Source organism: Dendronalium sp. ChiSLP03b, from assembly GCF_034531165.2.
Classification (GTDB): Bacteria; Cyanobacteriota; Cyanobacteriia; order Cyanobacteriales; family Nostocaceae; genus Dendronalium; species Dendronalium minutum.
Map to the genome: position 1 here is coordinate 24,460 of NZ_JAVRBR020000044.1, position 17,761 is coordinate 42,220.

Sequence of the window (17,761 nt, forward strand, 5' to 3'; positions counted from 1 at the left end):
GGGCTTTTTTATTTTGAAGTCAGAGTATAAAATTCCGCGATCGCTTCAGTAAATCCTTCAAATGAACTATAATCCTTTGACACGATAGAGACATTTACACCCAACTTGCGGGCATTGGCAGTTGTATAGGGGCCAAAACAAGCAATAATACAATGTTTATAATCGCTTTGTGAGTTGACCATTCTCAAAAAACTTTCAACTTCCGCCGTACTGCTAAAGGCAATTATATCTATCATTCCTTGACGAATCAGGTTTAATTCAACTGGATAAATATTTTTGTCTAAACACCGTGTAACATAGGTGGGTACGCGAGTCACTTTCATACCTAATTTCTGCAAATCTGAAACTAACTTGGGTACAACATTAGGCTCAGGTATACCCACAACTTCTGGAGCAGGTATCAACACTGTTTGGTCGTAAATTTGAGGTATTTTTGCGAATTCTGAAACAATTCCTGCTGGACTAGATTCTGTCGGGATTAAATCTACCTGACCAGAAAAAGATAATAAGCTTTCTGAGTCTTTTCCCAAAGCACACAATTGACAATTGTGTAGCATAGATGTGGGAATACCCAAATCATGCAGACGATGAAAAAATGCAATAATTCCGTTTCTACTTGTGAAGACAATCCAGTTAAATTTATCTATTCCGCTAAGGGCAGTATCTAACTCAATGTAGTTCGAGAGATAGCAGGTCTCAATAGTGGGCAAAAGAATTGGTAGACCACCTTTTTGGATAATTTGTTCAGCGAACCTAGAAGCATAGTTTCTCGGTGCTGTCACTAAAATTCTCTTGCCGTATAGAGGTAATTTACTAGATGAAGTTAGCAGGTTTATTTCTATTTCTTTCAAATTGCTTTTCATTGAAATTGATCTAAATAGTTGTTAATAGTTATTAGTCCAAAAAAGCAAAATATAACCAAGTAAAAACAAAGACAATCAGGAGCATCCCAATTTTGCAAATTTACCAAGATGATAGATTGTCATTCCGCTCGCAATGACAAAATAGTTATTTACACATTTGGGATGTTCTCAAGACAATCACCTTTCCTTGTTTTGACTTTTAATTTTTAACTTTGAACTTGAACCGAAGCGATAGTCATCAGGAGCCAGTGCGTTGCTTTAGTTCCCAAAGTTGTGGGCGGAACGCTTTGCCGCAGGGTAGTAACTAGCGTTCATTAGTCAGCAGTTAGTAATCAAAATTAGTATCAGATTGCCATCACGGGCATAATTACATAGTTAGAATGTTGTCAAGCTTTAATAAAGGACTGAGTGTGTCACCAAGTATTCGAGCCGCAATTTTTGATATGGATGGTTTGCTTTTTGACACGGAAAGCATTGCTCGCTGGGCTTGGAAGGAAGCTCTAGCAAGTCATGGCTATGCGATGAGCGATGAGTTATACAACGAGTTTATCGGTCGAGATTTGTCATGGCGGGAAAAAATCTTAAAAAAAAGATATGGAGAAAACTTTCCGTTTGAGTCTGTAACAGCACAACGTATTAAAATCGGCGATGAGCGAGAAATGCGAGAAGGTTTGCCAACCAAAGCAGGTGTCTTAGATTTGCTCAATAGGCTAAACAACCTGGAGGTAATTATTGGATTAGCAACCGGGACATCTCGAGCCAGAACAGTTCGACGCTTAACCAACGCTGCTATTCACCAATACTTCACAACAATTGTAACGAGCGAAGATGTTGCTCTTGGCAAGCCTGCCCCAGATATTTTTTTAGAGGTTAGTCGCAGAATTAATGTTGTGCCTTGGCAATGTGTGGTATTTGAAGACTCATCTGTGGGCGTTAAAGCAGCTTTGACGGCTGGGATGTGTACTATTATGGTTCCTGATATAGAACAGCCATCTCCGGAAATCACAAGTTTGGCTTACCGAGTGTTGAAATCCTTAGAGCAAGTAAGCGATTTAATAGAGGAACTATTTGGCGAAACAATCAAAAAAGGCTGATATCAATTTGAGATTTTGGAGCCACTGCCTTGCAGAGCCAGCGCTATGATTTTTCTAATTTTGACATATTTATATTTATGTCGTTATTGAGACAACTAACACCAAGTTTGTACAACACGTCCTTGCAATTCTTGTCCTAGCCAAGGTGTATTACTTGAAAGTGTATGCAGATTTTTCCTCTCAACTTTCCAGGTTTGCTGCGGATCGAATAAAGTCAATTCTGCTTTTTGATGAGAACTAATGGCGCTCATTTTCTGCCCTAAACACTGCGCTGGTCGAGTACTCAATGCACGCCATAATTCTAAAGCTGTAAATTCTCTAGTTTCTACGAGATACTGCCACAGCAGAGGTAATGCTAACTCTAAACCAATTGTCCCCGGTGGTGCTTCGGCAAAGGCTTGGACTTTTTCTTCGTAGGTGTAGGGTGCGTGATCGATGGCGATCGCATCCACAACCCCCGCACGCACCCCTTGACGCAAAGCCACTACATCACTGGGATTGCCTAAAGGTGGGTCTAAATGCAAGCTAGTGTGGTAACTTTTTATCGCTCTGGTATCTAGTAAAAGATGCATCCAAGTGGTGCTGGCAGTAATGGGTAAACCAGCAGCCTTGGCTGATGCTATCAGTTCCACACTGCGAGCTGTGGAGACACGCATGATATGCACTGGTGTACTTGTGGCGGCTACCAATTCTAATAAAGCTGCGATCGCAGTTGTTTCCGCACTGGCGGGTATTGTTGGCAAACCGAAACGCAGTGCATCAGGCCCTTCCCGCATGACTCCATTGGATGCGAGTTGGCGATCGCAAGGCCAAAATGCTACTGGTTTACCCAATGGCTGGAGATATTCCAACACCCGTTGCACTAAAGCCAAATTTTCCAAAGGCTTACCATCAGTAAAACCAACAATTCCAGCAGCAGCTAAATCTGCCAATTCTGTCATCTGTTTTCCAGCAACATCCAAGGTAATAGCACCCCAAATATTAAGCAGGGGAGAAGAAGTATACAAACTCTCCTCTGTCCCTCTGCTCCTCTGCCCCTCTGCCTTCCTCTTCTGCAACTGTGCCACAAGAGCAGGATTATCAATTGGTGGCGATGTATCAGGTAAAATACTAACTCTGGTAAAGCCGCCAGCAGCAGCAGCTTGCAACAGAGACGACAAGGTTTCCCGTTCTTCAAATCCTGGTTCGCCGGAGTGGCTATACAAATCCACTAAGCCAGGCCCTAGAACTAATCCTCGACAATCTCGGATTTGAGTGTCGGAGCCGATATCAGAAATTTGTGCAGCTACAGCTTGGATTTCACCATCAGCAATTAGCACATCAGATAGTTGGTTAGTTCCAGAAATTGGATCGATTGCCCGTACTTGTTGCAGCAGTTCAGTCATAAAAATTTTGAGTTAGGAGTAGAGACGCGATTAATCGCGTCTGTGCAAGAGTTAGGAGTAGAGACGCGATCGATCGCGTCTGTGCAAGAGTTAGGAGTTATAAGTTATTTACTCCTCACTCCTGAATTTATTCCTCACTTCTCACTCCTAACTTTTGTACATTTGTACATTGCTCTTGAATTTATTCCTCACTCCTCATTTTTTTACCATGCTCCTGATTCCTGACTTTATTGCTCACTCCTAACTTTATTTACAAAGCTCCAGCCGCCGTTTTATCCAGTACGCCTCCACCCAAGTGAGTAGTGATGTTCATTGCTTGTAGTACTGGTAAACCATTTATTCCTGTGGGATAGTCGATGACACTGACTGCACCATTACCTTGGCGGAAATTCCAGAAATTTTCTGTTGGTAAACCCAGAATATGACACAGCAAAGTTTTATTAGTAGCATCATGAGCCACTATTAAACCGGTTTTGAGTTGATTATCTAATGCTGTTTGCACAATCTTTTGCCAAGCTGCGACGCTACGCTCCCACACTTGCTGTAAATTTTCTCCTTCGGGCATTTGTACTGCTGCTGGCTCTGTTCGCCAGCGCTGCAACTCTCCCGGAAACTCTTGTTCTATTTCTTTTTCTAATTTTCCTTCCCAGAGTCCGTGGCTGATTTCTCTTAAACCATCTTGTAATTCCAACTTTATACTAGGATGGTGACGCAGAATAATTTCTGCTGTTTCTTTAGGACGTAGCATTGAGCTACTAACAGCAAAGTCAATTATCACATTTTGAAGAAATTCACCTGCTTTTTGCGCCTGATGTTTGCCATTCTCGTTAAGAGGAACATCAATTTGTCCTTGAAATCGGGTTTGACGATTCCACTCAGTTTCTCCGTGACGCACTAGTAACAATCTTACTCCTTGATGTTCGGGTCGCAATGTGGGCATTGCTTCTCCCATGTGTTGCGTCTGATTCATTGACTCAAGCTGAACTGCTTCTCCTAATCCTCCTGCAAAATTCAATACAGTCAGTCCACAATTAGATTGCTGTAGGCAATGATAGCGACTGGGAGGAATGCCCAGTGCCGTGCTGATGAGAGCGCGATTAATACCGTTATGCCCAACTATGAGAATGGTTTCGTTTTGATGTTGAGGCAAAATTTCTTGCCAAAAATGCCGCGCTTGCTCGTACAAAGCGAGTACAGGAAAATGTTCTCTGGTTTCCTCTGCATCATTTAGCAACATCCGCAGTTCGTGAGGACGTTCATGCCAAATGCGATAGTCTTCAGCAAACTTCTGCTTGACATCAGCCGTGAGCATTTCTTCCCACAAAGGGAGGTCAATTTCCAGCAGCTTATCGGAAGTTTGAACTACGGCAGTCTTTGCTGGATGAATTGCCAGCTCCCTGTGAACGATCTCTGCTGTCTGTCTGGCTCGCTGGAGAGGACTGCTGTAAATCGCATTAAATGAAATATTACTGAGGGCTTTGCCTACTTTACTGGCATCGTTATGACCTTTTTCCGTTAAAACTGACACATCAGTGCGTCCTTGGATACGCCGCTCGGTGTTGTAGCTGCTTTGTCCGTGGCGCACAATGATGACACGAGCCATCCGTTTTGCCCTCCTCTATCTAAAGGACTAATTTTACTGCAAACTGTTTGCAGAATTATCTATTAGATAGATTTAGCATTTGCGTCAAGAGCGAAATCAGGATTCAGGAGTCAGGAGTCAGTAGTTTTATTTCCCTCTGCTCCCCTGCTTACTCCTTCCCCAGATCTAACTGCACTTGGACTCCATCATTGCCGTTCGCAGACTGAGACGCTGGCTGTAATAAAATCGGAGTCTCTGGTAACGATATTGTCTGGTTTAAGCGAAGCCTACCTGGAGTCGTATTTTTCTGTTCGTTATTGCTAGGGATGCTTGCTGAATTTTTGTTATCAAAAAATTTTGTGAAGTCGTCCTGGGCTGTTCTATTACCAACACCTTCTAAAGCATCACCAGTTAATTTATAGCTTTGTGTATTTAAGTTGGTTATTTCTGGTGATTGGGCACGAACCGGGCTTCCTAAGGTTGCAAAAGCTGCCATAATTGTCAAGGCGGTAACAATTTTAGCGTTCATTAGTTTTATCCCAATTCTTTATTGTTATTTGTTGTGATTCTCTAAACAAATTATTTTTGCGACTTAATACTATCTGTGGCATAGTATTAGCTATCTTTCAGACACAATGGTATTTGAGGAAATTAGCATTGTCAATAATTTCTTTTCTCTGCTACACAGAATAAACAGACAAAATACTAATATATAAATGTTGCAAATTATTCTAAAACATAACATTTTTTAGATAAATATTAAAGATGAATTATTCTAATTGGCAGAGTAGTTATCTTAATGATTACATAATGTTAAAATAGATAATCAAAAAGATAATATTTATACAATTTGGTGTTGATATAGAAATCTGTATTAAGTTATGAAATGTTGACAGTGAAAGTAGGTTGAGAATTATTAAATTATTCTCGAATCAATAGTAGATTGCAGTAGTAGCGATCGCCTATCCCAGTTAATCTTGATTGAAGAGTGCGACTTGGCTGTTATGCGGATAAGCTAGAAGCGATCGCTGTTCATGTAGATTAATATAATTGAGACCAGCAATCGCCTTTACAACACCATCATTCAACCTCAAAACACAAAACTTCGAGCTTGGAACACGAAACTTTGAGATTCAGAACTTAAATTTTATTGCTCTGAGATAACCCTAACAGAAATATTTACCCGCTTTACCTGCGGTCTTGCCACCATCTGCAACCCGGCTGGTGCGGCTAAAGTTAAACCACGGCGCACCGGACGCACCTGACGCTGATCAATCAAAGATATTTGAAACTGCAACAAAATTGTTGCCAAAGCAATTTTCATTTCATACTGAGCAAATGCTAAACCAATACAGCGACGATTCCCGCCACCAAAAGGTAAATATTCATATGGAGAAAATTGCCTTTCTAAAAAGCGTTCTGGTCTGAACTGCTGGGGCTGGGGGTAAACTGCTTCACGGTGGTGGGCTAAATAAATACTGGGGATTATTGCTGTTCCTTTTGGCAGTTGATAGCCCATAATTTCAATTGGTGATTTTACAATCCTAAAGAAACCACTGATGACAATTGGATATATCCGCAACGTTTCTTGGCAAACTGCTGTTAAATAGGGCAGTTTAGCAACACTACTCGGATCTGGGTTAACACCAAGGGTATCCAATTCCCGCAGCAATTTATCACGCACTTCTGGTAACTGGTCAAGCCAGTAAAAAGCCCATGTCAACGCAGAAGCCGTAGTTTCATGCCCTGCAACCAACATTGTCATTAATTCATCGCGCAACTCTGCATCTGACATTGGCTCCCCGTCATCATAACGAGCGGAGATTAATAAACTGAGAATATCTTGGCGATGTTGCTCAGATTCAGCCCGACGTTCTTGAATCAAAGCATAAATCAGTTGGTCGATTTGTTGTAATAAGCGCGTAATTCGCCCCCAAGGACTCCATGCACCCAAATCCTTTTGCATGAAACTAAAAAAGAAGATGCTGGACATGAGGGGGGAACTCATGAAATCTAGCAAGGAAGTGAGCAATTGCCGCAGTTCTTGAAAAAACGGTCCCTCATCCACACCAAATACCACCCGTAAGATAACGCGCAAGGTGATTTCTTGCATGGATGTTCTGATTTTGAAGGGCTTGCCAATATTCCACTCATTGCTTACCTGCTGAGTTATTTCCCGGATAGTTTGACCGTAAGCCCGCATCCTTTCGCCATGAAAGGGAGGCGTTAATAATTGACGTTGGCGCTGGTGGCGATCGCCATTTAGTAAAATCAGGGAATTATCACCAAGCAAAAATCGTAAAATGCTGTTTCCTTCGCCAGTCTCGAAGTGGTTGGAATCGGCAGTAAAAATCTCTTCCAGCGCTTGGGGATGACTGAAGTACACCATATGCACATCCCTGCTCCCCCAGACAGTAAAATTGTCACCATAGACTTTGGCGAAATCCTCCACGTACTGCACTGGCTGAGTAATAAACTTGAAAAGCCGCAGCAGACGAGGTACTTTTGGCCCATCGGGCAAGCTGTTAGTTACTGTCATAAACTTTTGTCCGAGTTGATGGCTGATGAATTTTATTTTTACGAGTTTTTTTGGTTCTGACACCAAATTGGCAAAGTAACTATGATTGAAATCACAAGCAGCAGTATCAAAAACTACCTATAGCTAGCCTTGTATTACTTATATTAATTACGAATTACGAATTACGAATTATGAATTAGTACTAGGGGACGCACAAAGCGGTATATTCATGTATGCCAGCATCGGAAGCAAGCAGTGCCGAAAATTATCGCTATTCTCAACGGTAAAGGAGGAGTCGGCAAAACGACCACCGCAGTCAATCTGGCTGCACAGTTTAGTCAGCAAAAAAAAGTGCTTCTGGTTGATGCAGATATTCAAGGTTCTGCCAGTTGGTGGGTCGGGCGGAATCAGAATGACATGGGATTCGATCTATCTCAAGAAACAGATCCGCAACTTTTAGGTGATTTACGAAAAATAAAAGGTTACGATTTAGTAGTGGTGGATACACCCCCGGCGCTGCAATCTGAAGCATTAGCCACAGTCGTAGCGATCGCAGATTATCTAGTTTTGCCTACACCCCCAGCAGCAATGGATTTAGCTGTCCTCGTTGAGACAGTCAAAACAGCAGTGGTTCCTGTGAAAATCCCTCATCGGGTGCTACTCACTAAAGTCGATATGCGGAGTGTAGGCGAAGCAATAGAAGCGCAAAACACTCTCCAGCGGCTGGGAATTCCTGCTTGCAAAGCCTTCATCCGTGCCTATAAAGCTCACGAACGAGCAGCACTAGAGGGTGTAGCGATTACTCAATGGCGAGGAAAGAATGCTCGTGAGGCAGAGTCAGACTACCGCCGCGTGGCTGATGAACTACAGCGTGATTGGAGGAAATAATGGTTAAGAAACGTCTCTCCGACTTATTACAAGAAGAAGCACAAAAATTGACACCAACTGAAAACGAATCTGCGATCGAAGTTGCTGCTGTGGAAGTTGCCGAAAATGCTTCAGCAGCAGACGAAGCGCAAACTCAGGAAACTGAACCAACTTCTAATAGGCGTAGCAATCCCACTAAGGCTGACTTAGAAATTACAATCAAAGAGTTAAAAGAAACTCTAGAACAATCGCAAAAAAAGGAAAAAACTCTCCAGCAGCAAATTTCTGAATTAAAATCGGCTTTATCTGAACAAAAAGCAGCAACACAACGGCTAACAAAAGAACTTGACGAAGCTAAAAAAACTGTATTGCAACTTGCAGAAGCTAATTCCAAGCTAATAGAAGAAAGTAAATCTTCGCAACCAACACAACCAACACAACCAACACAAGTAAACAATTCCTCAATTCAAAAAACAGAAAAATATAACCCACTCAACTATAGAAAATCATATCGGAGAGACGTAAGATTACCAGAAGAACAACCAACCGAGAAAAAAGATGACTTTGCCAACAATACTTGGTTGTATGACTAAAAAAAGCAGAAGTTAGGAGTCAAAACCCTTCGGGTATCTTAAAGGTTAAAGGGCAAAGGTTTGGATCTTCCCTTTTCCCAGGCGAAGCATGCTCCACGGCAGTTGCTCCACTTGGGGAGCCACCCCCGTATGCGGGTCTCCCACGCCAGTCGCTTCAACGGAGGGAACCTCTGCACAGCGCTGGCTCCGCAAGGCAGTGGCGTGAGACCCAAGACCGCACTGCCTCCCCTGCTGTCCTTTTTTCACGCCTTTTGGTGTATGCAATTCATGACAGCTACTTACTAAGTAATAAACTGCTTGAAACGAGTTAATTTTAATAAATAAATTGATAACGTAGTAAAAAATATAACCCAACATCCTTCAATTAGAAAAATTCTATTTAAAGGAATTGCAAAAATGCTTGCAACTACTCCAACTTTATAGTATTTAACTAACAAGAAAAATAAGTACTGCCAGTATTTATGTAATGAAAAGAAACCAAGAGAGTATTTCGATAATTTTTGTATTAACAAATTTTCTTTCATATCTTTTATAGAATAAACATAGCAGAAAATAGTCAATGCTCCACAAACAATAGCAATTCTTCCATAGATACTTGAGTAATAGCCATATGTACGCAAATAGATGTCATGAAGCGAAAATAGTATATAGGCAATCAAGTAGTAAAACTTGAAACCTAATATTTTTTCTGGAAAATTAACTAAGTAAAAAGCTATAGGAACATAAATAACAAAATTTATTAGCCAATGATAAAGAATATCAAAATTTAGTAAGCAACTTGCCTCAAAATAAAATAAAGAAAAAATTACTATTGTTAAAGAAAAAATTCTTAGTAAAGAAGGTGATTTAATTATTTGATATATAAATGCGAAAATAGTTAGACAAATTAGATTAAATAGAAAATAGAAAACTGAATCACCAACAATTGGCAAGCCTGGTTCTAAGCCTATAATCGTTTGCCATGAAAAACTAGGCAATTGTCTTGTAACTATCAAAAAAAATATGTTCTGAATAATTAGCCAAAATAAATAAATTTTAATTAACCTAAAAATTCTTAATTTAAAATAATTTACAGAGGATTTTTGAAAAAATAAATAAAGAGAAACAAGATAAAAAATAGGAACTGCTGTTAAACATAATTGCAGTTCTAAATCTCTCATGATTTTAGCAATAACAAGCACAATCACATGAGTATCATTTTCTACAATAAATTGAATTGGTCGTAAATGCCATATGAAAACAAAAGCAATACTTAATGCTCTTAAGGTATCCAGATTATTATTTCTTTCTATTCTCATAAATACTTCTCCATACACTGCTTTTCTGGCAATTTTTCAAATCTACTCTTAAAAGATGCTATTTACTTGCAAGCAAGATTTGTTGTAACTATAGCCACATAGTTCCCCCAAATCATGTTCCAGTAACATGTTGACTGAAATTAGTTGAAAAGCTTCACAGATAAGCGTTAAAGAGGGATAAGCAGGCGCGGAGGATTTGGGGGCGGGTTTCAAGCGTACTTCATGCAAACGAGAACCGCTATATTTAGTTACCCTATCCAATTTTCATCATCCTAAAGTCATAAAAAAATAAGATAAGCTGCTCTTCAAAAATCTGCTTTGAAAGAGCAGCCATTCATTTAGAGAATTATTAATATAAAGTTGGATATCAGTCTAGGGTTGGGTAATTAGTCATGAACCTAGATATAGGAAGGTTTTTTCATGCATGTAACCCGGGCAAAACTCTAGTGGTCAGCAAAGCGGAGGATCGGCAATATTATATTGATTTCTCCTCAGTGCGTGGTGGCAAGATTATTGAAGAATTGGAAAGAACCATAACGCGTCTGTCACCTAACGATCCTACCTGCCAACTCTTTACAGGACATATTGGATGTGGCAAGTCCACTGAGTTATTGCGCTTAAAGGCAGAGTTAGAAAAGCAGAGATTTCATGTGGTTTATTTTGAGTCTAGCCATAATCTAGATATGGCAGATGTTGACGTTACAGACATTTTAATGAGCGTAGCGCAGGAAGTGAGTCAAAGTTTAGAAGCAACAAAAATACACCTTAAACCGGGATATTTTCAAAATCTGTTTGCTGAAATTGCAGATTTTTTACAAACACCTATCGAACTTGGGGTAAAAGGCGAATTGTCTGTAGGTATTGCCAAGATTACTGCCAAAACTAAAGATAGTCCTAAACTTCGCAGTCAGTTACGGCAATATTTAGAACCACGTACCAGTGGCATTTTAAAATTAATCAACACAGAACTGCTCAATCCAGCCAAAGAACAACTAAAACTGCAAGGCAAAAAAGGACTGGTTGTAATTGTCGATAATCTCGACCGAGTAGATAATTCTTTGAAACCTTCAGGTTATTATCAGCCAGAATATCTATTTGTAGAACGTGGAGAACAGTTAAACCAGCTGAATTGTCACCTAGTTTATACAATTCCCCTAGTCTTAATTTTTTCCAATGCTTTAGGAAGACTAACAAATCGATTTGGTGTAGACCCCAAAGTATTGCCAATGGTTCCCATAAACTTACGGGATGGTTCTGAATGCCAGGAAGGAATTAAACTGTTGCAACAAATGGTAATGGTGAGGGCTTTTCCTGGTATCAACTGGGAAGAAAGCCGTCATTTAATTACTCAAGTTTTTGACAGTCCGGGGACTTTAGAGCGATTGTGTCGAGTTAGTGGTGGTCATATGCGTAACTTGTTAATGCTGTTATTTCGCAGTCTACAAAAAGAAGATCCACCACTGTCGCATAAATGTCTAGAAGGTGTAATTAAACAACGCCGTAATGAGCTAACTTTAGCTATTACCCCTGAAGAATGGCAATTACTGCGTGAGGTGAGTCAAAACAAAATATTTCGAGGTCAAGAAAAATACGAAATTTTGCTCCGCAGTATGTTCGTATTTGAATATCGGGATGACGATGGTTCTTGGTTTGATATCAATCCGATTTTGAGAGAAGCAAGAGAATTTATGTTATGAATAAACGGCATCAACCAGAAGATGTGACCGTTGAAAATGAACAATCTTTGCAAACTCTGGTTCGGGCAATTAGACTGTCTCAAGGTCAATTTTCGCTGATTTTGTTGCGTTGTAACTATGCAAGTTTGCAAGAACGCATCGTGCAACGGCTGCGAGAATTATCCCCAATTACGATCCGAGAAATTCACTTACCCGCTTCCGTCAAAACTCTCTATACAAGCATCCTGACAGAACTGGGAGATGAACAACCAAATGCATTGATGGTTTTTGGGTTGGATGTGGTGGAAGAAATCGATACGGTTCTTACCGCAGCAAACCAAGTACGGGAAGAGTTTAGCAAACAATTACCCTTTCCTTTACTGCTGTGGGTTAATGACCAAGTTCTGCAAAAATTTATCAGATTAGCGACTGACTTGGAGAATTGGGCAACTATCATTGAGTTTGTGCTAGTTACTGATGATTTAGTCAATTTCCTACAGCAAAAAACTGATGAAACTTTTGCTGATGATGCCAATCTAAATCCACAAATTTTCCGAGAACTAGAAACTGCTCACAAAGATTTGCAAAGTTGTGGACAAGTGTTAGCTCCATCATTGCAAGCCAGTTTAGAGTTTGTGCTGGGGTTGAAGGAATACTTACACGACCAGATAGATCCTACTTTAGAATACTATCAGTCAAGTTTGACTTTTTGGCAAGAAAATCATTATTTAGAACGACAAGGAATATTACTACTTAATATTGCGCTAGCCTATTACCGCAAGGCTGAACAAAATTGGCTAGAAAACCGCTGTTATTGGGAAGAAAGTAGGCATTATCTTCAGAAATCTATTGATATATTTGAACAAGCACACCGTTTAGATTTAGTTGCTCAGTATATTAGTAAACTGGGTGAAGTTTTGCGATTCTTAAAAGCATGGGATGAATTGCATAGCCTTGCCCAGAATTCTTTGAAACTACACCAAAATTATGGTACTCCGCTGCAAATAGCTCAAGATTACGGCTTTTTAGCAGAGGTAATGCTACAGCGATCGCACTATCTAGAAGCAAATAAACTTGCTCAAAAAGCATTAGTGATTTTAGCTCAAACTCCCAATTTACAACCATATGAATGGGGTTTATATAGATTAATTTTAGCTATGTCAGAACAGGGTCTAGGTCAAGTTTCACAAGCTATTTTGAATTTAAAAATAGCAAGGAAAGAAAGTAATCCTCAATACAATCCGCAACTGTATATCTCTATTTTAGAAAAATTGCGATCGCTTTACTTTGAGCAAGGTCAATATCAAAAAGCTTTTAAAATTAAGCAAGAACAAATCCGCATCGAACATCAGTATGGTTTTCGAGCTTTCATTGGCGCAACTTATTTAAATCCACAGAAACAGGCAATTAACCCCGCACTCACGCAAGTGAATCAACACGATACAATTGCCCAAGAAATTGCTGTTTCAGGTCGGCACCAAGATGTCAAGCGGTTGATGACAAGAATTAGCGGTACTGAACATAAATTAATTGTGATTCATGGTCAATCAGGAGTAGGAAAAAGTTCGATTTTAAATGCAGGTTTAATACCTGCGCTGCAAAAGCAAGCAATTGGGGAGCGAGATGCTTTACCTGTGACTCCACTGCGAGTTTATACAGATTGGGTGGGGATATTGGGTCAGTCTTTAGCAGATGCTTTTGAGCAAGTAAGAGGCGATAAATTGCCTGTCAATCTTGATTCCGAAGCAGCTATTATCGAACAATTGCGAAAAAATGCCGATCGCAATCTATTAACTGTTTTATCCTTTGACCAATTTGAAGAGTTCTTCTTCGTTTATACAAACAAAAGCCACAGGCGGCAATTTTATGAATTTTTGCGCGTCTGCTTAAATATTCCTTTTGTCAAAGTTATTTTATCTTTAAGAGAAGATTATTTACATTATTTATTGGAGTGCGATCGCCTAGCAAATTTCAGTGTAACTAATAATAATATTCTCGATAAAAACATTCGTTATGAATTGGGCAACTTCTCACCAGAAGATGCCAAAGTAGTGATTGAAGTTTTAAATAAAAAAACTCACTCTCACTTAGAGCCAGCGTTGATTAATAAATTAGTAGATGATTTAGCAGGCGAATCTGGGGAAGTACGCCCTATTGAATTGCAAATTGTAGGAATGCAATTACAAACTGCTAAAATTACAACTCTCCAGGAATATCGCCAGTTTGGCACTAAAGAAAAACTTGTCGAGCAATTTTTGGAAGCAGCAATCAAAGACTGTGGAACTCAGAATGAACGCGCTGCCAGATTAGTTTTATATTTACTCACAGATGAAACTGGTACTCGTCCTCAAAAAACTCGCGCTGAGTTGGCAGCAAATTTAGCAGCAGAAACTGACAAAATAGATTTAGTGTTAGAGATTTTTGTGAACTCAGGGCTAGTATTGCTGTTGCCAGAAATTCCTGCTGACCGTTATCAACTGGTTCATGATTATCTAGTGTCGTTTATCCGCCAACAACAGGGATTTGAACTATTAGCAGAACTGAAGAAAGAGCAAGAGCAACGAAGGCAGGCCCAACAATTAAATTATATTCTCAAGCGGGTGCTAATTGTTTCATCAATTTTGGGAGTATTAGGGTTACTTGGGCTGCCGATTGTAGTGGAAGTGGGAAAGCAACGAGCAGACAAAATTCAAGTCGGTCAAAGTGATGCACTCACTCACCAAGCAGATCTATTTTTTCAGGAAGGAAAAGAGTTTGATGCCCTAATCGTCAGTTTAAAGGCGGGAATACCACTAAAATGGTTGACTTATGTAGAAGATGATACTCGGTTACGAGTAGAAGGGGCGCTGCAACAAGCAATTGATTGGGTGAAAGAGCGCGATCGCTTAGAGGGACATAGCGGTCGGATTCATAGCCTCAGTTTCAGCCCCAACGGTAAAACCTTGGCCTCTAGTAGTGCTGACAAGACTATCAAACTCTGGGATGTCGCCACAGCAAGGGAAATACGCACCCTCACAGGGCATAAGGGTCGGGTTAATAGCGTCAGTTTCAGCCGCAATGGTCAAATCTTGGCTTCCAGTAGTGTTGACAAGACTATCAAACTCTGGGATGTTGCCACACAAAAGGAAATACGCACCCTCACAGGGCATAAGGGTCGGGTTAATAGCGTTAGTTTCAGCCCGGATGGCAAAACCTTAGCTTCCAGTAGTGCTGACAAGACTATTAAACTTTGGGATGTTGCCACGGGAAAAGAAAAACACACTTTTAAGGGACATAGCGATTATGTGATGAGCGTCGATTTCAGCCCAGATGGCAAAACCTTAGCTTCTGGCAGTTTTGACAATACCGTAAAACTCTGGGATGCTGCCACGAGAAAGGAAATACACACTCTTAAGGGACATAGCGATTATGTGATGTGCGTTAATTTCAGCCCAGATAGCAAAACCTTGGTTTCCAGCAGCTATGACAAGACCGTAAAACTCTGGGATGTCGTCACAGGAAAGGAAATAAACAGCTTCAAGGGGCATAACGGTTATGTGAGGAGCGTTAAGTTCAGCTCGGATGGCAAAATCTTAGCTTCTGGCAGTGATGACAAGACTATCAAACTCTGGGATGTCTTTACAGCAAAGAAAATACCTATCCTTAGAGGGCATAGTAATAAGGTCTATAGTGTCAGTTTCAGTCCCAATAGCAAAACCTTGGCTTCCAGCAGTTTTGACAAGACGATCAAACTCTGGGATGTTGCTACGGAAAAGGAAATACGCACCCTTAGGGGGCATAGCGGTAAGGTCTACAGCATTAGTTTTAGCCCTAACGGTAATACCTTGGCTTCTGGCAGTTTCGACAAGACCATCAAACTTTGGGATGTTGCTACGGGAAAGGAAATACGCACCCTTAAAGATCGTAGTGGTGAAGTCTATAGCGTCAGTTTCAGCCCCAATGGCAAAACTTTAGCTTCTAGCAGTGTTGACAACACCATCAAACTCTGGGATGTAACCACAGGAAAAGAAATACGTCCCTTCAAGGGGCATAGCGATTATATTAAGAGCGTCAGTTTCAGCCCTGATGGTAAAAGCTTGGCTTCTGGCAGCTTTGACCAGACTATCAAACTTTGGGATGTTGCGACGGGAAAGGAATTACGCACCCTTGAAGAGCATAGTGGTGAGGTATATAGCGTCATTTTCAGCCCAGATGGCAAAACTTTAGCTTCCAGTAGTGCTGACAACACGGTTAAACTCTGGAATGTCACCACAGGAAAGGAAAAACATACTCTTAAGGGACATAGCAATTATGTGATGAGCGTCAGTTTCAGTCCCGACGGCAAAACTTTAGCTTCCAGTAGTGCTGACAACACCGTTAAAGTCTGGGATGTCACCACAGGAAAGGAAATACGCACTCTTAAGGGGCATAGCGATTATGTGATGAGCGTCAATTTCAGCCCCGACGGCAAAACTTTAGCTTCCGGCAGTTTTGACCGCACAGTAATTCTGCAAAAAGATTGGAATCAGAATCTAGATGAACTACTAAGGCGCGGCTGCAAATTGGCAAGTAATTATCTGCATTACAATCTTAATGTGGATAAAAGCGATCGCGACCTCTGCGATCGTGTCAATAGTTAAGAATTACAATAGGATATTTTTTGATTTGTCAGTTACTTTGTAATTAACCTCGAAATTCAAGAATATATTGAGCAGTGATTTGTGGTTGTTCTAAATGAGGAAGATGGCCGCAATCTTCAATCCAGATGAGTTGACTATGGAGAATTGCTCTTTTAAATCTTTTGGCATCTTCCGTGCCCAAAATTTTATCAGAATCACCCCATAAAATCAGAGTTGATTGCCTAATTTCTGAGAGTTTTTTAAACCTAAAAGCACTGTAACCACCACTTTTAGTAAAAGCAATCACAGCTTGACTCCAACTTTGCGTTTGTAGATGTAATGCCGCACAATTGAGAGCATCAACAGAGACAAGACTGGGATTTTTGTAAGCAGCACGAGAAACGCGATCGCGTACTTTAGGATTACGCAAAAACTCAGTAGCTAAATAATCCAAAGGAGGAAACATCAATCTGCTTAACGGCGAACCTCCCCGCAAACCAGCACTGTCAATTAACACCAGTTTCTGCACTACTTCTGGATAAGTGAGGGTGAAATCAATCGCCGTAGCACCCCCCATTGATGCACCGACTAAAATTACAGGTTGGTTAATTAGAGTTTTCCAGAAATAATACAAATGAATTTTAATCGCAGTAGGGCTAAATTGTATCCCTGCTAGTCTATCTGTAAACCCAAAACCCAGCAAATCCACTGCCCAGGTTTCATTATCTGCTGCTAGCAGTGGCAAAAGGCGACGAAATTCTAATACCGAACTGTCAAAGCCGTGAATCAATAAAATGGGTGTACCGCCACTCCCCAGACGCGCATAGGTGGTGGTAATCGGTTGATTAGTAAGAGGAGTTGCGATCGCTTGAGATTGAAGACTTTGAGCTAAAGCAATCGACTCAGATTCTGTTAGTTGACTAACTGCGGCAGGTAAAAAGCTGGGAAACATAAGTTTTAGTTTATCGCGATCGCCCACTCATGCATACTACATACCGAGTTTCGCTAGCAACTCAATTGAAATCACTGCCACTTTCACCCGTAGCTTTTCCTGAGATTTTTAGGAGTAATTTAGTTTCTTCCGAATTTTGGGTAATTTAAGCAATAATCGAGGTTTTTATGGCAAATCGACTTATTGGTTCTAGTCTATCTTTCTTTTGTCACTCTCGGAAAACAATAATCGAAGCAAGATTCTGAAACTTTGATTGAGTCAAGCTTTGAGCCTTTATTTTCTAACAGTAACTAAAATTTATAGCCAAAACTTAGAAATTAAAGCCTCGAAAGGCT

At 40.5% G+C, this 17,761-nt stretch carries 13 protein-coding genes; 6 read left to right on the forward strand and 7 right to left on the reverse strand.

Translation table 11 applies throughout. The features are described from left to right. Positions 1-8: 8 nt before the first annotated feature. Positions 9-863: a uroporphyrinogen-III synthase gene (locus tag RMY31_RS11095; RefSeq protein WP_322657668.1), complete on the reverse strand. Its 855-nt coding sequence runs from the start codon at positions 861-863 to the stop codon at positions 9-11. 410 nt (positions 864-1,273) lie between these two features. Between RMY31_RS11095 and RMY31_RS11100 the strand changes: the two genes are divergently transcribed. Continuing rightward, positions 1,274-1,957: an HAD family phosphatase gene (locus RMY31_RS11100; protein WP_322657669.1), complete on the forward strand. Its 684-nt coding sequence runs from the start codon at positions 1,274-1,276 to the stop codon at positions 1,955-1,957. A 95-nt stretch (positions 1,958-2,052) separates the two neighbouring features. On the opposite strand, the gene RMY31_RS11105 is transcribed toward RMY31_RS11100, so the two are convergent. Next, positions 2,053-3,342 carry a dihydroorotase gene (locus tag RMY31_RS11105; RefSeq protein ID WP_322657670.1) on the reverse strand — a complete coding sequence of 430 codons (1,290 nt, stop codon included), beginning with the start codon at positions 3,340-3,342 and terminating at the stop codon, positions 2,053-2,055. Between RMY31_RS11105 and RMY31_RS11110 the strand changes: the two genes are divergently transcribed. Further along, positions 3,325-3,567, forward strand: a complete 243-nt coding sequence (locus tag RMY31_RS11110) for a hypothetical protein (protein WP_409877837.1) — start codon at positions 3,325-3,327, stop codon at positions 3,565-3,567. The genes RMY31_RS11105 and RMY31_RS11110 overlap by 18 nt on opposite strands. Positions 3,568-3,592: 25 nt before the next feature. Here the strand turns inward: RMY31_RS11110 and RMY31_RS11115 are convergent, their stop codons facing one another. The 3 genes from RMY31_RS11115 to RMY31_RS11125 all read right to left on the reverse strand — a co-directional run bounded on the left by RMY31_RS11115 (position 3,593) and on the right by RMY31_RS11125 (position 7,463). Then, positions 3,593-4,945 (reverse strand): histidine phosphatase family protein, encoded by a 1,353-nt coding sequence (locus RMY31_RS11115; RefSeq protein ID WP_322657671.1) that lies wholly within the window; start codon positions 4,943-4,945, stop codon positions 3,593-3,595. A 148-nt stretch (positions 4,946-5,093) separates the two neighbouring features. Further along, a complete protein-coding gene (locus RMY31_RS11120; protein WP_322657672.1) occupies positions 5,094-5,453 on the reverse strand; it encodes a hypothetical protein in 360 nt (119 codons plus the stop codon). Positions 5,454-6,071: 618 nt separating this feature from the next. Continuing rightward, positions 6,072-7,463, reverse strand: coding sequence for a cytochrome P450 (locus tag RMY31_RS11125; protein WP_322657673.1), 1,392 nt, complete (start codon positions 7,461-7,463; stop codon positions 6,072-6,074). Between the two features lie 234 nt (positions 7,464-7,697). On the opposite strand from RMY31_RS11125, the gene RMY31_RS11130 reads away from it, so the two are divergent. Together RMY31_RS11130 and RMY31_RS11135 are read left to right on the forward strand one after the other, a co-directional pair. Then, positions 7,698-8,330 (forward strand): ParA family protein, encoded by a 633-nt coding sequence (locus RMY31_RS11130; RefSeq protein ID WP_322657674.1) that lies wholly within the window; start codon positions 7,698-7,700, stop codon positions 8,328-8,330. Next, positions 8,330-8,902 (forward strand): hypothetical protein, encoded by a 573-nt coding sequence (locus tag RMY31_RS11135; protein ID WP_409877838.1) that lies wholly within the window; start codon positions 8,330-8,332, stop codon positions 8,900-8,902. Before RMY31_RS11130 ends, RMY31_RS11135 begins: the two co-directional genes overlap by 1 nt. Positions 8,903-9,183: 281 nt before the next feature. On the opposite strand, the gene RMY31_RS11140 is transcribed toward RMY31_RS11135, so the two are convergent. Beyond that, on the reverse strand, positions 9,184-10,200 hold the full coding sequence (locus RMY31_RS11140; protein ID WP_322657677.1) for an acyltransferase family protein: 1,017 nt from the start codon (positions 10,198-10,200) through the stop codon (positions 9,184-9,186). Between the two features lie 392 nt (positions 10,201-10,592). On the opposite strand from RMY31_RS11140, the gene RMY31_RS11145 reads away from it, so the two are divergent. Continuing rightward, entirely contained in the window at positions 10,593-11,897 is a 1,305-nt protein-coding gene (locus RMY31_RS11145; RefSeq protein ID WP_322657678.1) for a P-loop NTPase fold protein, read from the forward strand. Next, a complete protein-coding gene (locus RMY31_RS11150) occupies positions 11,894-16,495 on the forward strand; it encodes a hypothetical protein (RefSeq protein WP_409877839.1) in 4,602 nt (1,533 codons plus the stop codon). Before RMY31_RS11145 ends, RMY31_RS11150 begins: the two co-directional genes overlap by 4 nt. Before the next feature lie 43 nt (positions 16,496-16,538). On the opposite strand, the gene RMY31_RS11155 is transcribed toward RMY31_RS11150, so the two are convergent. Then, positions 16,539-17,426, reverse strand: a complete 888-nt coding sequence (locus RMY31_RS11155) for an alpha/beta hydrolase (RefSeq protein ID WP_322657759.1) — start codon at positions 17,424-17,426, stop codon at positions 16,539-16,541. Positions 17,427-17,761: the final 335 nt, after the last annotated feature.